Source organism: Pseudoalteromonas porphyrae (assembly GCF_001298125.1).
Classification (GTDB): domain Bacteria; phylum Pseudomonadota; class Gammaproteobacteria; order Enterobacterales; family Alteromonadaceae; genus Pseudoalteromonas; species Pseudoalteromonas neustonica.
Map to the genome: position 1 here is coordinate 56,016 of NZ_LHPH01000015.1, position 16,373 is coordinate 72,388.

General features: G+C 39.8%; 16 protein-coding genes. 4 read left to right on the forward strand and 12 right to left on the reverse strand.

All coding sequences use genetic code 11. The features are described 5' to 3' along the window. Nucleotides 1–2 precede the first annotated feature (2 nt). Genes folK through ADS77_RS13430 form a run of 4 tightly spaced genes read left to right on the forward strand, consistent with a single transcriptional unit; the run spans nucleotide 3 to nucleotide 2,423 of the window. Nucleotides 3–488, forward strand: coding sequence for a 2-amino-4-hydroxy-6-hydroxymethyldihydropteridine diphosphokinase (gene folK / locus ADS77_RS13415; RefSeq protein WP_054204249.1), 486 nt, complete (start codon nucleotides 3–5; stop codon nucleotides 486–488). A 31-nt stretch (nucleotides 489–519) separates the two neighbouring features. Further along, nucleotides 520–1,314 carry a 3-methyl-2-oxobutanoate hydroxymethyltransferase gene (gene panB / locus ADS77_RS13420; RefSeq protein ID WP_054204250.1) on the forward strand — a complete coding sequence of 265 codons (795 nt, stop codon included), beginning with the start codon at nucleotides 520–522 and terminating at the stop codon, nucleotides 1,312–1,314. Then, nucleotides 1,314–2,165, forward strand: coding sequence for a pantoate--beta-alanine ligase (gene panC / locus ADS77_RS13425; RefSeq protein WP_054454896.1), 852 nt, complete (start codon nucleotides 1,314–1,316; stop codon nucleotides 2,163–2,165). The genes panB and panC overlap by 1 nt, the downstream gene beginning before the upstream one ends. Nucleotides 2,166–2,183: 18 nt before the next feature. Further along, nucleotides 2,184–2,423, forward strand: a complete 240-nt coding sequence (locus ADS77_RS13430; RefSeq protein ID WP_054204252.1) for a hypothetical protein — start codon at nucleotides 2,184–2,186, stop codon at nucleotides 2,421–2,423. A 243-nt stretch (nucleotides 2,424–2,666) separates the two neighbouring features. Here ADS77_RS13430 and ADS77_RS13435 read toward each other — a convergent pair whose 3' ends face one another. The 12 genes from ADS77_RS13435 to ADS77_RS13490 all read right to left on the reverse strand — a co-directional run bounded on the left by ADS77_RS13435 (nucleotide 2,667) and on the right by ADS77_RS13490 (nucleotide 16,371). Then, complete coding sequence (locus ADS77_RS13435) at nucleotides 2,667–3,635, reverse strand: PstS family phosphate ABC transporter substrate-binding protein (protein WP_054204253.1); 969 nt, start codon at nucleotides 3,633–3,635, stop codon at nucleotides 2,667–2,669. Nucleotides 3,636–3,726: 91 nt separating this feature from the next. Continuing rightward, nucleotides 3,727–5,046, reverse strand: coding sequence for a phosphate regulon sensor histidine kinase PhoR (gene phoR / locus ADS77_RS13440; RefSeq protein WP_054454899.1), 1,320 nt, complete (start codon nucleotides 5,044–5,046; stop codon nucleotides 3,727–3,729). Between the two features lie 70 nt (nucleotides 5,047–5,116). Beyond that, nucleotides 5,117–5,806: a phosphate regulon transcriptional regulator PhoB gene (gene phoB, locus ADS77_RS13445; RefSeq protein ID WP_054204255.1), complete on the reverse strand. Its 690-nt coding sequence runs from the start codon at nucleotides 5,804–5,806 to the stop codon at nucleotides 5,117–5,119. A 279-nt stretch (nucleotides 5,807–6,085) separates the two neighbouring features. Next, nucleotides 6,086–7,018: a porin gene (locus ADS77_RS13450; RefSeq protein ID WP_054454901.1), complete on the reverse strand. Its 933-nt coding sequence runs from the start codon at nucleotides 7,016–7,018 to the stop codon at nucleotides 6,086–6,088. A 393-nt stretch (nucleotides 7,019–7,411) separates the two neighbouring features. Next, nucleotides 7,412–8,476 (reverse strand): class II fructose-bisphosphate aldolase, encoded by a 1,065-nt coding sequence (fba, locus tag ADS77_RS13455; protein WP_054204257.1) that lies wholly within the window; start codon nucleotides 8,474–8,476, stop codon nucleotides 7,412–7,414. A gap of 213 nt (nucleotides 8,477–8,689) precedes the next feature. After that, nucleotides 8,690–9,865 carry a phosphoglycerate kinase gene (locus tag ADS77_RS13460; protein WP_054204258.1) on the reverse strand — a complete coding sequence of 392 codons (1,176 nt, stop codon included), beginning with the start codon at nucleotides 9,863–9,865 and terminating at the stop codon, nucleotides 8,690–8,692. Between the two features lie 55 nt (nucleotides 9,866–9,920). Continuing rightward, on the reverse strand, nucleotides 9,921–10,937 hold the full coding sequence (gene epd / locus ADS77_RS13465; protein ID WP_054204259.1) for an erythrose-4-phosphate dehydrogenase: 1,017 nt from the start codon (nucleotides 10,935–10,937) through the stop codon (nucleotides 9,921–9,923). A 159-nt stretch (nucleotides 10,938–11,096) separates the two neighbouring features. Further along, complete coding sequence (locus tag ADS77_RS13470) at nucleotides 11,097–11,357, reverse strand: hypothetical protein (protein WP_054454903.1); 261 nt, start codon at nucleotides 11,355–11,357, stop codon at nucleotides 11,097–11,099. 200 nt (nucleotides 11,358–11,557) lie between these two features. Continuing rightward, a complete protein-coding gene (locus ADS77_RS13475) occupies nucleotides 11,558–12,181 on the reverse strand; it encodes a 3'-5' exonuclease (protein WP_054204261.1) in 624 nt (207 codons plus the stop codon). A gap of 33 nt (nucleotides 12,182–12,214) precedes the next feature. After that, nucleotides 12,215–14,053 carry a DUF294 nucleotidyltransferase-like domain-containing protein gene (locus ADS77_RS13480; RefSeq protein ID WP_054204377.1) on the reverse strand — a complete coding sequence of 613 codons (1,839 nt, stop codon included), beginning with the start codon at nucleotides 14,051–14,053 and terminating at the stop codon, nucleotides 12,215–12,217. A gap of 108 nt (nucleotides 14,054–14,161) precedes the next feature. Continuing rightward, entirely contained in the window at nucleotides 14,162–14,374 is a 213-nt protein-coding gene (locus ADS77_RS13485; protein WP_054454906.1) for a cold-shock protein, read from the reverse strand. Nucleotides 14,375–14,646: 272 nt separating this feature from the next. Next, nucleotides 14,647–16,371: a sodium:solute symporter family protein gene (locus ADS77_RS13490; protein WP_054204263.1), complete on the reverse strand. Its 1,725-nt coding sequence runs from the start codon at nucleotides 16,369–16,371 to the stop codon at nucleotides 14,647–14,649. Nucleotides 16,372–16,373: the final 2 nt, after the last annotated feature.

The window sequence follows — 16,373 nt, forward strand, 5'->3', positions numbered from 1 at the left end:
AAATGGAAATTGTTTATCTCGGTTTAGGGGCTAATTTAAATGCCCCTCGCAGCCAGCTTGATAACGCAGTGGCAGCACTTAAAGTGTTGCCACAGAGTAACTTTATCAACGTGTCGCATTATTACGCCAGTAAACCTATGGGCCCACAAGATCAACCTGACTATGTTAATGCTGTTGCGACAATTAAAACGTCGCTGATGCCAGAGCAGTTACTTGATTTAACCCAACAGATAGAGCTTGAGCACGGGCGTGTACGTAAAGCACAGCGTTGGGGCGCCCGCACCTTAGATATTGATATTTTATTATTTGGTGATCAACACATAAACTCTGAACGTTTAACCATACCTCATTATGGTTTAACCGAGCGCGAGTTTGTGGTTTACCCACTATTAGAAGTTGCCCCTGATCTTATTTTGCCAGATGGTACTAAACTAAAAAGTATTACTGCTACTTTGGCATTAAACGAATTACAACAATTACCTCTGTAATTAATTACAGGCCGTCGCCAACGAGGATACTATGTCTAAAATAACCGTTTCTACTCTCAATAAAATGAAAGCAGAGCAACAAAAAATCACCGCATTAACAGCCTATGACGCCAGCTTTGCTAAGTTATTTCACGATAACGGCGTTGACGTTATTCTAGTAGGTGATTCATTAGGGATGGTTTTGCAAGGCGGTGACGATACGCTAGGTGTTACTAACCAGGATATTGCTTATCATACTCGCAGTGTACGCGCTGGTAGCCGAGATTTATTTGTTATTGCTGATATGCCATTTATGACCTACTCAAACCCTGAACAGAGCTGTAAAAATGCAGCTGAGTTAATGCGTGCTGGTGCAAATATGGTAAAGCTAGAAGGCGGTGAGTGGTTATACGACTCAATTGTTGCTCTTACTCAACAAGGTATTCCTGTGTGTGGGCATTTAGGTTTAACACCACAATCAGTCCATGTTTTTGGTGGCTTTAAAATTCAAGGCCGTAGCGATGAACAAGCACAAAAAATGATTCATGATGCTAAAGCGCTTGAAGCAGCTGGTGCGCAAATGGTTGTACTTGAGTGCATCCCTTCTGAACTTGCAAAATTGATTACTGACGCACTATCTATCCCGACGATTGGTATTGGTGCAGGTAAATTAACTGACGGTCAAATTTTAGTTATGCATGACTTAGTAGGCATATCAGCGGGTTACATTCCAAAATTTTCTAAAAACTTTTTACTCGAAACTGGCAATATGCCAGATGCCGTTAAAAAGTATTGTGCCGATGTTAAAAACGGTGCATTTCCAAGTACAGAACACGAGTTTAAATAATGCAGGCAATCACTGAAATAAAATCACTACGTAGTCAAATTAAAGCATGGCGACAGGCCGGGTTAAGCGTTGCATTAGTGCCAACGATGGGCAATTTGCACCAAGGTCATTTTTCACTCGTTGAAAAAGCCAAAAATATGGCCGATAAAGTGGTCGTGAGCATTTTTGTTAATCCTATGCAGTTTGGTGTAAATGAAGATTTAGATAATTACCCTCGCACACTTACAGCAGATAAACAGGGACTTGCAGAGCTTGGAACCGACATCGTATTTACACCGAGTGTTGAGGCAATTTATCCAAACGGCTTAGGCGCACAAAGCTTTGTTGATGTACCTGACATATCTATGGGTTATTGCGGGGGTTCTCGCCCGGGTCACTTTCGCGGTGTGGCAACGGTTGTCACTAAGCTATTTAACTTAGTGCAGCCTGACTTTGCCTGTTTTGGTGAAAAAGACTTCCAACAATTGCAAGTTATTAAGACCATGACTCGTGATTTATCAATTCCTGTTGAAGTAATTGGTGTCGCAACAAGTCGTGAAGTATCAGGGCTTGCCATGAGCTCGCGTAACGGTTATTTGTCTGCTGAACAAAAAGAAACTGCGACCATATTATTTAAAACACTTAACTGGTGTGCAGAACAGCTTACCAATGGTGAACGTGATTTTATTAGCGTTTGTGAGCAAGCAAAGCAACAATTGCAAGATGGCGGACTAAAACCAGATTACTTTGAAATAGCACAGCGAGACACCTTAATAAAAGCTACACTTAACGATAATAATCTAGTGATTTTAACTGCGGCTTATTTAGGTAGCGTTAGGTTAATCGATAACCTGCAAGTTGATATTACATAACAATAATTAGGGATAAGAATGAATTCATTAATAAAGTTATCAAGCGTTGCTGTGTTCGTTACTCTTTTTTCTGGTTGCCAAAACCAAATTGAGAATCCCGAAATGCAACAATGTGCCCAGCAAAACTATCAATGCGAAGTCAATTGTGAGCAACAAAGTACAGGCGAAGGCTTAGTTCATAAAGTCTGCAGCACAAAATGCATTGAAGCGTATAACCAATGCAAGACAAACGCAGAAGCGTTAGGAAATGTTAGATAACCAATTATACCAATCGACTTAAATATTTAACCATTCTAGCGGGCTAAATAAAGCGCTAACAGCGTTAGTAATTTTTCAAGTAGTAACAACTACATGTCAAAATTTCTGCCTTGTTATCACTGTATTTACCTGTCGCTATAAGTAGTCTGTAACTTAACACGATTGGTATTATCTATTTTTCAATATAAAAAAACCGCGCAATGTACATTACGCGGTTTTTTATTAACTTTTATGTTTTAGGGCTTAAAGAAGACCTAGCTTTTTAAGCTCGCTCATCGCCATTTTTCCAGAAAGTGGCACATAACCATCTTTCTCTACAATTTTTTGACCATCTTGTGATAACACCATTTTTAAGAACTCAGCTTCAATAGGAGCAAGTGGCTTATTCGGATGCTTGTTCACATAAACATATAAGAAACGAGACAGCGGATACTTACCTGTTGCTACATTCTCAAGTGTTGCATCAACAAAGTTATCGCCTTTCTTCGCCAGTGGTACAGTACGTACACCAGATGTTTTATAACCGATACCTGAGTAACCAATTGCATTTACTGATGACGAAATTGACTGTACAACAGATGCAGAACCTGGTTGCTCATTTACATTGTTGCGGAAATCGCCTTTACACAATGCCTTCTTTTTAAAGTAACCGTAAGTACCTGATACTGAATTACGTCCGTAAAGTTGGATATCTTTAGCAGCCCAATCACCAACAAGACCCACGTCACTCCAACGATTTACTTGTGAACTTGCGCCACATTTACGTGTTGAAGAGAAGATTGCATCTACTTGATCAATACGTAAACCTTCAATTGGATTATCTTTATGAACAAAGACTGCCAATGCGTCGATAGCAACGCGTACTTCTGTTGGTTTATAACCGTAGCGTTTTTCAAACGCTTCGATTTCTTTTGACTTCATTTTTCGGCTCATTGGGCCAAAGTTTGCAGTCCCTTCAGTCAAGGCTGGTGGCGCAGTTGAAGAACCCGCAGCTTGAATCTGAATGTTTACATTTGGGTAGATACGTTTGTATTCTTCTGCCCAAAAAGTCATCATGTTGGCAAGTGTATCAGAGCCCACAGATGAAAAGTTACCTGAAATACCACTGGTTTTTTGATACTCAGGAATACTTGAATCTACAGCCATAGCTTGTGCAGATACAAAAGTTGTTACAGCCACACCCATTGCGGCAACTAAATTTTTAAATTTCATAGGGGTTACTCCGATTTGTTCGTCCCATTTTCTAACTGTGCTCTACTGTAAAGACATCACATGACAGTTAGATTACTCTAAAATGACAATTTTATGACTTATCTAAATTGGCTAATAAAACCGTTTTATCCTTATTAAAGGAAAATGAAAAGCACGAGCCCTCGCCTAATTTACTCTTAATTTTCAATTGGCTATCATGACGCGTTAATACATGTTTAGTGATCGCTAAACCTAAACCAGATCCTCCGGTAGTGCGGCTACGTGCTTTATCAACCCGATAAAAACGCTCGGTTAAACGGTTAATATGCTCTGGGGCAATACCATCACCGTTATCAATTACAGAAAAATGGGCTTGGTTTTCTGTGTACTGCCAACTAACTGTAACTTTCCCGCCAGCTTTAGTGTAATGAATAGCATTAAATACCAAATTTGAGAACGCGCTGCGAAGCTCTTCTTCTGAACCTTTAATATCAAGGTTAGTGTCTATATCAAAAATTAATTCATGCCCTTTATCTTGATTAAGTGACTGTGCTTCTGTTTGGATATAAGTGAGTAACTGTGGCACATTAATTGGCTTATCGTTATCTTGGCGTCTGGCGCCTTCAATTCGTGATAAAGACAATAGCTGATTGACTAAACTATCCATGCGCTTACATTGTTCAAGCATGGTATTTTGTGCTTTACACCATATTGCCGGCGGCGGCATCATATCGCCATCAAACATTTCTAAATAACCAGATACAACGGTTAAAGGCGTTCTCAGTTCGTGGGATACATTCGCGACAAAATCTTTGCGCATTTGCTCAAGTTGCTTCAAGCGAGTAACGTCACGCACAACAACCATTAACTGCGAGCTGGCGTAAGGCATCACCCTAAATTCTAAGACTTGCTCAACACTGTGACCATTTTCTAATTCCAACGCTTCATCAAACGACTCAGCATGCATATATTTTACAAACTTAGGATCGCGAACAAGGTTATCTAATCGCTGACCATGATCTGTCGGCCACTGTAAACCAAGTACTTTAAGTGCTAATTGATTACACCACACAATGCTTAGGTCACGTTGTAATACGATTACAGCATCGGGGACTGCTTCTGCACCATCACGAAAACGACGAATTAAATCAGCCAACTCATTTCGTTTTTTACGATTACGATGTTGAAGATGGTAAATCCCTTCAAATACTTGCTCCCATGCACCTTCCCCCTCTGGCGGATTAAAACTACGTTGATTCAATAGCCAATCACTCAGTCGATATAATTGATGATAATGCCAAATCAGTAATGAAAAAGAGCCTAAAAATAAAAGCAAAAATGGCGCACCAATAAGCACGCCAATTAATAATAAAGGTAGAAAATAGATAAACAGACGTTTAGCTAACGCCTGTTTATTGACAACTCGATACATACACTCACTTTACCTTAGAGTAAGTAAATTTAAGCCAATGTTAACATTCGCTAGGTCATCTGTGTGACACTTACAATTTACTAGAAAAACGATAACCTGCACCACGTACAGTTTGTACTAAACGATCATGTCCAAGCGGTGCGATAGCTTTGCGCAGGCGACGAATATGCACGTCTACCGTTCTATCTTCAACATAGACATTAGTCCCCCATACATTATCTAATAATTGCTCTCGGCTATAGACACGCTCTGGATGAGTCATAAAAAAATGTAATAAACGGAACTCGGTTGGTCCCATGTCAAGTTCACTACCTTCTGAGGTTACACGATGCGAGATAGGGTCTAGACGTAAACCATGCACTTCTATGGCCTCTTCTAATGAGGTAGGCGATACACGACGAATAACCGCTTTAATACGTGCCATTAACTCTTTTGGCGAAAATGGTTTGGTAACATAATCATCTGCCCCCACTTCAAGACCGCGTACTTTGTCTTCTTCTTCACCGCGCGCTGTGAGCATAATGATCGGGATTTGGCGGGTATATTCGCTTTGTTTGAATTTTTTAGCAATTTGAATTCCACTTCCGCCTGGTAACATCCAATCCAGTAATACCATATCTGGGTAAGGTTCAACCATAGCTGCAATAGCCGAATCATAATCTTCTGCTTCAATTGCTTGAAAACCATTTTGTTCTAATACAAAAACCAACATCTCTCTGATGGGTGCTTCGTCATCGACGACAAGTACTTTACGTGACATTCCAATTTATCTCTTTCGTTATCGAACTAGTTTTCATTATTATGACTAAGTATGACATTTTTATGAAAGTGTAACGTGTAAATCGAAATGGGGGCAAAAAAAATACTATTTACCCTATATTAGGTCCAAATTAATTGGATATTCTTATATTTCCTAAAAAATTATAAAGCCCGTAACTATATTCTTATTTTTATTATATGGACCGACTACTGTAAAATCGCTTTTTATTCGGCCATTATTGGTCTAATTTTATTGTTATATCACAGCAAAACTATAAATTTAAAAATCATACCTTAATGTTAGCGCTAAGTGATCTTGGTTATTTTTGCCATCTAACGAAAACTGCGTATACCACATATACATACGTATTTTCTTAGACACACTACGTTCGATCCCAACGGAAGCACCAGTACCCGAATCTTTTAATTTTCCAAATATACCGTCATTATCTTGATACTGAGCTAATAATTTATATTTATCTATTTTATAAGAGGCACTGACTAGGTAACCTTCTGCACTAATATCTGTATCAATATTTTTAGCCTCTTGATACATAGCACCAAGCACTAATGGGCCTACTTTTCCCTGCACTGTTGCTCTGCTAATGTCATATCCTGCGACTTTACTGTCATGCGCGACACTTATATAATATGTTGTTTTCTTGAGCTTACTGTCGCCATAAACAGCAGCCATTGATATCCCAGTCTCATCATTTTGCTTTTCGTTTTTATCTGCAACATAGGTAACAATCAACTGCAATTCACCTAACTTAGGTGAACTATAATGCATCACATCACCTAGGCGGTTATCGCCATTAAAGAATGACTTTAGATCACCGCTAAAATCATTCATTACATCTAATTTACCCTGTGATACTTTTAGTGCAGTATCATGACGACCTATTACAACTTGTCCAAAGTTACCTTTAAGCCCCACATATTGATTTCGAGACGTTAGGGTATCCGCGTTATTATCAATATTTACAGCAAACTCAAATTTATAAACGGCCTCTAAATTTTTGCCTATTTGTGTATAGCCTTTTACACCAAGTCGGGATGAATAATTTTCTATAGAGGTTTCATTACCTTGCCCTATATCGCTATTTAATAAACCTAAATGAGCTCGACCATAGATTTTAATTGGCTCCGCCAATATGCATGATGAAAATATCACCGTAATAATACAAAAAAGTCGTAAAAAGCATAGAGCCATAATTGGATCCCTTTAAATTCACTTATGTAAAAGTCGTCTATAAATGCTTATTGGTCAAATGAATGGATCATTTACACCCAACTAGATCTGTAATAAACGGGTTGGGATCATTATTTTACCTACACATTACGATCTGAGATCGTATTTTTACCAATGACATTTCATAAGCTGTTGATAATTAGTACTACACATCTTCAATTAGATTGTTTTATAAGCGAAAACGCCCATTATTCTTTAACTCCTTAGTAAAGATCTGATCCCAAACAACTAAAGTTAGTAAATGAATGATCCCTACTTTATTAGTTAGTAAAAAATCGATCCCCAATGATCAGCCACAAAAAAGCCAGTGAGGCTTCCCTCACTGGCTAATGTAATTTTAACTTAATAATTACATTACTTTATTTGTGGATCTAACTCACCCGTTAAATACTTAAGGTGCATTTCATCAAGTGAAATTGGTTTGATCTTATCAGCTTGCCCTGCAGTGCCAAACGACTCATAACGTGCAATACAAATATCTGTCATTGCTTTGGTCGCTTCAGCTAAATATTTGCGAGGATCAAAATTGGCTGGATTAAGTGCAAGGTGGCGACGAATCGCACCTGTTGATGCTAAACGTAAATCGGTATCAATATTCACTTTACGAACACCAAACTTAATACCTTCAATGATTTGCTCAACTGGCACACCATATGTTTCAGGGATTTCGCCACCGTACTGGTTGATGATCTCAAGCCATTCTTGTGGAACAGACGACGAACCATGCATAACCAAGTGAGTATTAGGGATACGTGCGTGGATCGCTTTAATACGATCAATCGCTAAAATATCATCCGTTGGTGGGCGAGTGAATTTGTATGCACCATGCGATGTACCGCAAGCAATTGCAAGTGCATCGACGTGCGTTTTACTTACAAAGTCAGCAGCTTCTTCAGGATCTGTTAGCATTTGCTCTGTGGTCAGTTTACCTTCAGCGCCAACACCGTCTTCTTCGCCCGCTTCACCTGTTTCAAGTGAGCCTAATACACCTAGCTCGCCTTCAACTGACACACCACATGAATGCGCTAGTTCAACTGTTTTACGTGTTACATCAACATTGTACTCATATGATGATGGTGTTTTGCCATCACTCATTAATGAGCCATCCATCATTACTGATGAAAAACCTAATTGAATTGAACGTTGGCAAACGCCTGGTGAAGTACCGTGATCTTGGTGCATGACGACTGGGATATGTGGCCACTCTTCAATGGCAGCTAAAATCATATGACGAATAAAAGGTGCCCCAGCATAGGCACGTGCGCCTGCTGAACCTTGAACAATTACAGGGCTGTTTGTTTTATCAGCCGCCATCATAATTGCGCGGATTTGCTCTTGGTTATTAACGTTAAAAGCAGGCACGCCGTAACCGTGTTCAGCTGCATGGTCAAGAAGTTGTCGCATACTGATTAAAGCCATTGGGTATTCTCCAAATTGTCGATAGCAGTGCATACACTACTACCTAGTTCGAACGGGATAGTTTAATTTGATGCAATCAATACATCACGATAAGCAAGGCTTAGCCAAAATTACCGTTATACAAATCAGCTATTAAATTAGGGTGAGAGGTATTTAATATCTGATCATCGCCAGTGTACAAACCTAAGTTAATACACTGGCCCGTGACTAATTTTACTTAGCACGCTCTTCTAGCATAGCAACTGCTGGTAATTTTTTCCCTTCTAAAAACTCAAGGAAAGCACCGCCACCGGTTGAAATATACGAAATTTTATCGCCAATACCATATTTATCAATCGCCGCTAACGTATCACCGCCACCAGCAATAGAAAATGCATTTGAGTTAGCAATCGCTTGAGCAATTGCACGTGTACCGTTACCAAATTGATCAAATTCAAATACACCAACTGGGCCATTCCACACCACGGTACCTGCATTAGCAATAATTTTTGCAAGTTTATTAGCCGTATCAGGGCCAATATCAAAAATCATATCGGTGTCAGTTACTTCGCTAACATCTTTTAATGTTGCAACCGCAGACTCTGAAAATTCATTACCAACAACGACATCAGTAGGTACCGGTATTTCACCATTATTACTTTTTGCTGCTGCACTTAATTTATTCGCTTCGTCAATTAAGTCAGCTTCATATAATGATTTACCAACTGGATAACCTGCTGCTGCAATAAAAGTATTAGCAATACCACCACCAGTAACCAATTGGTCAACAATGGTGGACAGTGAATCAAGTACCGTTAATTTAGTTGATACTTTAGATCCACCAACAATTGCTACAAGTGGACGAGCTGGATTATCAAGCGCTTTGCCTAATGCATCTAATTCAGCCGCTAATAATGGACCTGCACAGGCCACATCTGCGAATAAACCAACGCCATGGGTAGACGCTTGAGCACGGTGAGCCGTACCAAATGCATCCATAACATATACATCACATAACGCCGCTAACTTTTTAGAAAGTACTTCGTCGTTTTTGCCTTCGCCTTTATTAAAGCGTACATTTTCAAAAACGATGACTTCGTTATCAGCAATTTCAACACCGTTTAAATAATCTTTTTCAAGACGCACGTTTTGCTCTAGTGCTTCATTAAGATAATCAACAACTGGTGCTAATGAAAACGCTTCATCATGTTCCCCTTCCGTAGGGCGGCCTAGGTGTGACATAACCATCACTTTAGCGCCTTTTTCAAGGGCTAATTTAATGCTCGGTAGTGCTGCACGAATACGCGCATCTGAGGTCACTTTACCTGCTTTTACTGGTACATTTAAATCTTCACGAATTAACACACGTTTGCCGTGTAAATCTAAATCTGCCATATTTATGACCGACATGGACTTCTCCTTAGTTAACGATACTGGCTGAAAAAATACGATTTATAATTATAAATTAGTTACTTATTGCCATCATTGTACGCGCAGTGTCGAGCATACGATTGGCAAACCCCCACTCATTGTCACACCAGACTAATAATTTTATCAGGCGTTTATGACTAACGCGTGTCTGTGTGCCATCTATAATACAAGAATGCGGATCATGATTAAAATCCACCGATACCAATGGCTCTTCGGTATAACTTAAAATCCCCTCGAGTCGATCCTTTGCCGCTGCTTTTAATGCTTTATTTACAGCTTGTAAGTCGACATCTGCGTTGACCGTTACACTTAAATCCATCGCCGTTACATTAATTGTAGGAACGCGCACTGCAATGGCTTCAAAGCGGCCATGAAATTTAGGTAATATGCGTTCAATACCACGGGCAAGTTTAGTATCAACTGGAATAATTGACTGGCTCGCAGCGCGAGTACGGCGTAAATCGTGATGGTACGCATCAATCACTTGTTGGTCGTTCATCGATGCATGAATAGTCGTGATAGCGCCTGACTCTATACCAAACGCATCATCAAGTACCTTAATAACGGGTACAATACAATTTGTGGTACATGAACCATTTGAGACAATTGTATGCTCAGCTTTAAGTTCATCATCATTAATGCCATAAACAATAGTTGCATCAACGTCTGCGTCTGCAGGCTGTGAAAATAATACTTTTTTTGCACCTGCATTTAAGTGCAATTGCGCATGCTCTCGAGAGTGATAAACCCCAGTACATTCAAGTACAACGTCAACATCAAGTAATTGCCAAGGTAATTCACTTGGGTTTTGCTCAGCAAATAACGATATGGTATCGCCAGCAACCGTCAGCGAATCTTCCCCTAAAATAACAGGAAACGTAAAACGCCCGTGCGATGTATCATATTTAAGAAGATGAGCAATCCCGTGGGGATCTGCGAGCTCATTGATTGCAACAATTTTGATCTCATCGCTAAGCCCTAATTCATAAAGGGCACGGACAATATTTCGTCCAATCCGACCAAAACCATTTATTGCAAGTTTGATTGCCATTAGATAGAAAATCCACTCTAGTTGCGTGCAGATAAAGGCAACCTGCCTTTTTGATGGCGGTATTGTAATCGACCTAGACTTTGAATATAAGAGGCTAACAGCAGAAATTTAAAATTAACCTGCTATGGCTAGCCCGATTTTCTAGGAAAGCTAAATTATTTAACGCTTAAATAGCTTGCGTACCAAACTACCTGCTAATAAAGAAACAAACATAATCACAATACAATAAATCACTAACATACCTGATGACGTTGCCAGCTCTATTACTTGCTCATTTTCACCCATACATAAGTTGGTTTTATGATCAATCGCGCCACCGCTGTCTAAACAACGATCCACCAACAAAAAACCGTGTAACCACCAAACGGCAAATAAACTGACTAACACACCAACTAAAGAGGGCACTAAATTATTTTTCATAGGATAAACCTAACAACAGATTGAATTACAGCGCGCTACAATAGCAAACTTAAAACCGAATAACCGCACTAACAAAGCCTGATTTTTACACTTTTAAATTAGTACTTAAAGCCTTGTTTGAACACATATTTACCAGCTATTCATCTAATGTAAACATACCTAATCCAGTAAACTGTATGCTTGCTGACTAAGGGATTAATTTATAACAATTCTCTTAATTTTAATACCTGCCCACGACTAATCTGATGACACTGCGCTAACAATAATTCGGCGGTTGCCATAGCGTCAGTCAATGCATGATGACAGGTGTAATGGGGTAACTCATAACGCTCCCTACAGGCACTTAAGGTTAATTCATCCAAAGCAATATCGTGACCTTGTTGATGTAAGCGTTTTTTTTCGATCTGAAAAGTGTCTAGAATTAACTTTGGTTGCACCGTTATACCCAACTCAGCATATGCGAGCTTTAAAAACCCCCAATCGAGCGTGGAATTATGAAACACTAAAATAGCATCTTCAAAATGTGCACTTAGCTGAGTCAAAATCATTTTTAAGCTCAGTCCTTTAGCGATATCTTGCTGTGCAATACCGTGATAAACAGGACTTTGATCTAACTGCTTTACACCTTTATTAATATGATGCTCTGCTTGACTTAGCTTAATACATTGCTGCTCGAGCATTACCCACGCAACCGAGACGATTTCATGTTGTTTAGGATCAAGCCCCGTTAACTCTAAATCAATTACAATAAAACGTTGCTCAAGTGCAGCCTGTGCAAGCAACTGTTTACGTTTCAAATAGCGATTTAACCAACGTTTAACCACTTAGCTTTTGATCCTACTTATTATAAATTGCATTTATAAACTTCCTCGCGCAAATTTAAATGCCGCCGCTTGCTGCGCCTGCTTCACCAAGTAAAACGCCTCTTTGAGTTGGTGACGCTCCAACGAATTTAGCTTATCTGGGTTAATACAATTACTCGGCAAACCCTCTTCATTAATTTGTGTGCGTAAGCGAAGTTGCGTTAAAAATCGCCAGCAATCTTTAAGGTTATACACATCGTGATTACTCAATAATGTATGTTTAAGTAACGCATCTAGACGCTCTTGGGTATTTGCACGGCGAATACCCGCTTTTAATGAATATAAACGCACTATGTCATTAATAATCACCACGCCGCGTTTTTTCAAATCAATGTACTTATGTTGTTTAGCGTCTTTTTCGAGTTTAAATTGATTAAACAAACCGATTGGTACTGAATTAGATTTGATATCCGTCGCCATCGCGGCATAAAACAATTCATTGCGTGATATGCGCGTAAGCTGCTCGCAAAACGAGGCATAAAGCGCCGTTGAGCCTTCAATAAAGCGTAAATCAAAAAATATTTTACAGTTAAGCATCGCCTCAGGTGTTGGGGTTTTAATCCACTTGAAAAAACGCTCACACCAATTAGAAATACTCATACGGCATAATTCATTGCTAGCCATAATATTTCCTGGGCAACGTTTAATACCGCACTCCACTAATTGCTCGCACACAAACTCCCCCATACGGCGAAAGTAATCTTGATGCTGGGCACTTAAATCATTGGGTAATAATAAGCCGTTGTCTTGATCTGAATGCAACGTTTGCTCTTCGCGTGCTTGGGAGCCAAAACAAATAAAACTAAAACTGGTTGGTGCTGCACCATTGTCTTCTTGAAATAAGTGAATTAAACGAGAAGTGAGTGCGTCAGTTAAACCACTTAGTAATTTGCCAATCAATGAGATGTCGTCAATGTTATTAGAAAATCCACGCAGCAACTCTGGTACTTCAGCGGCGTAGCGCTTTAGATCTGCCACACTGTGCGCTTTATAAATGCGGCCAATCAGTTGTACTGGATCACTTTTTTGCTGACGTAATAAATCGGTGCTGGTGATCATCCCCAATGCTTTATGATGTTCATCAAGTACTGGTAAATGGTGAATATTATGTTTAAGCATTAAATGCAGTGCCGAAAACACCCGATTATTCTCAAAAATAAACTTCGGTTTGGCGCTCATAATTGAGCTAACGGCATCTTTTGGATCAACCTCATCAGCTAGCACACGATTACGCAAATCACGATCCGTTACCACGCCAACTAAGCGTTCAAACTCAGTGATCATGATTGATGACACACCATGTTTTTTCATTTTTTTAGCTGTTTGGCGAATGCTCGCATCAGGCGCTAAAGTAACCGCCTTGCGCGACATTAGTTCAGAAATTTTACGCTCAGACCAACTCTCATTTTGACTTTTATAATGCGATGACAACAAACGGTTCGCATGTGCGCGCACAAAATACTGCTCAAAGGGTTTATATTCGCGGCGTAGGTAATCAAAGGCGTCTTGATTGAGCATATAAACAATGCCCTCTTTTTGCACTGCCAAGCGATTTTTAATCTCCTCCCCTGTTAATAGAGAAGGAAAACCGAAATAATCGCCTTGTGCTAAGCGAGTGATCACATCTCCTTTAGCATCAACTAAATCATATAAGCCCGAACGAATTAAAAATAACTTAGGGGACGCTGACTGTAACCATTGCGATTGGTTTTCACGGGTCAGGTAAATCACATCAAGGTGCTTTACAAAATATTCTGTTACCGATGCATCTAGATGATTAAAGGGTGTTTGCGCCATTACAAATTGGGCGACTTCCTGTTGCTCATGATTCATAGCCGTACTCGCAAAAAACAATCGTATAACTACTGTACTGCTATCAGAAGTAAATAAAAAGCCCGACTTAAGTCGGGCTTTTTCATCTAACAAATAAAGGCATTAAGATTATATTGCACAAACGTTAGATGCCTGCGGGCCTTTTTGACCTTGCTCAACTTTGTAAGACACTTTTTGGCCTTCAGCTAAGGTTTTGAAACCTTCAGATGCAATAGCACGAAAATGAACAAACACATCAGCGCCGCCATTATCCTGAGTAATAAAACCAAAACCTTTCTCTTCATTAAACCACTTTACTACCCCAGTTGTTGAGCTAGACATGCTGTATTCCTTTATATTTGATTAATAAAATTGACGCTGTATATCGTTTTTTACCCAATATCCTGAGTATTAATTAACGAATGCGGTACTGAAAATAATAAATTTAATATTTATCTGACTTTACGTCCCGGTAACAGTACCAATAGTGAAATGTAAATATGATATTAACAGGTACACGTATATTGTAAACACATGCATTCCCTTTAATATAAAAAGCCCGATTTAAGTCGGGCTTTTGGGTATATCAATATACTCATTAATAAAGTAAATTATTAGTGATCGTGTGCTTCACTAGAGCCTTTCGGGTTACGAATACTTTCAACCATTTCTTGAATTTCAAGCGGCGTCTGTGCTGTAAATTTAAGAACGATTGCAGCAACTGCGAAGTTAATGATCATACCGACTAAACCAATACCTTCCGGTGAAATACCTAAGAACCAATGCTCTGGGCTATTAAGCTCTGGGCTGATGAACTTAAAGAAGATTATATAAGCAGCGGTAAAGGTAATACCTGTGATCATGCCTAATACAGCGCCTTCTTTATTCATCTTCTTAGAGAAAATACCCATGATGATTGCCGGGAAGAAACTTGCTGCAGCTAAGCCGAATGCAAATGCGACCACCGACGCCACAAATCCAGGCGGATTAATACCAAAGTAAGCGGATATTACAATCGCGATCATAGCCGCCAACCTCGCTGCGAGTAACTCTTGTTTATCGCTGATGTCTGGTTTTAAAGTTCGCTTGAGCAAATCATGCGATACGGAGGTCGAAATAACCAATAGTAAGCCTGCTGTTGTCGATAATGCAGCAGCAATACCACCGGCAGCCACTAACGCAACAACCCATGCTGGTAAATTAGCAATTTCAGGGTTAGCAAGTACCATGATGTCGCGATCAACATTAACTTCGTTAGCGCTGTTTGGATCATCAATTTTACCAGCTGTGTAGAACATTTTGCCATCACCATTTTTATCGTTAAAGGTAATTAGGCCTGTTCTTTCCCAGTTTTTGATCCACGCCGGTGCTTCTGCGTATTCAGTACCGCCACCGTCTTTACCGTTAATCGTATCAACCATATTAACGCGGGCAAATGCTGCAACCGCTGGCGCTGTTGTATAAACAATTGCAATGAATACTAAAGTCCATGCTGCAGAGATACGCGTATCTTTAACACGAGGCACAGTGAAAAAACGTACAATGACATGTGGAAGACCCGCAGTACCCACCATTAAGGCACCTGTGATAGCAAATACATCAATCATGCTCTTAGAGCCTTCAGTATACTGTGCAAAACCTAACTCAGCACTTAAGCCGTCAAGTTTATCAAGTACGTAAACACCATCACTACCAATTAGCGTTGCACCAAACCCTGTTTGTGGGAAGAAGTGACCTGTCATCATCATAGAGATAAAGATGGCTGGTACTAAGTAAGCAAATACCAATACACAATACTGTGCTACTTGCGTATACGTAATGCCTTTCATGCCGCCAAGTACAGCATAGAAGAATACGATAACCATACCAATGTATACGCCCGTTTCAATTTCAACTTCTAAGAAGCGAGAGAACACCACGCCTACACCGCGCATTTGGCCTGCTATATAGGTAAAACAAATAAAGATGGCACACAAAATAGCCACTAAGCGCGCTGTGCGTGAGTAGTAACGGTCACCGATAAAGTCTGGCACAGTAAATTTGCCGAATTTACGTAAATAAGGTGCTAAACACATGGCAAGTAGTACATAACCACCCGTCCAACCCATTAAGTAAACGCCGCCATCGTAACCGGCGAAAGAAATAATACCGGCCATTGAGATAAATGACGCAGCACTCATCCAATCCGCTGCTGTTGCCATACCATTAGCAAGTGGTGGTACGCCGCCGCCTGCTACATAAAATTCTTTTGTTGACCCTGCGCGGGCCCAAATTGCAATGCCGATATAAAGCGCGAAGCTTAAACCGACAATTATAAACGTGAGTGTTTGAACATCCATTA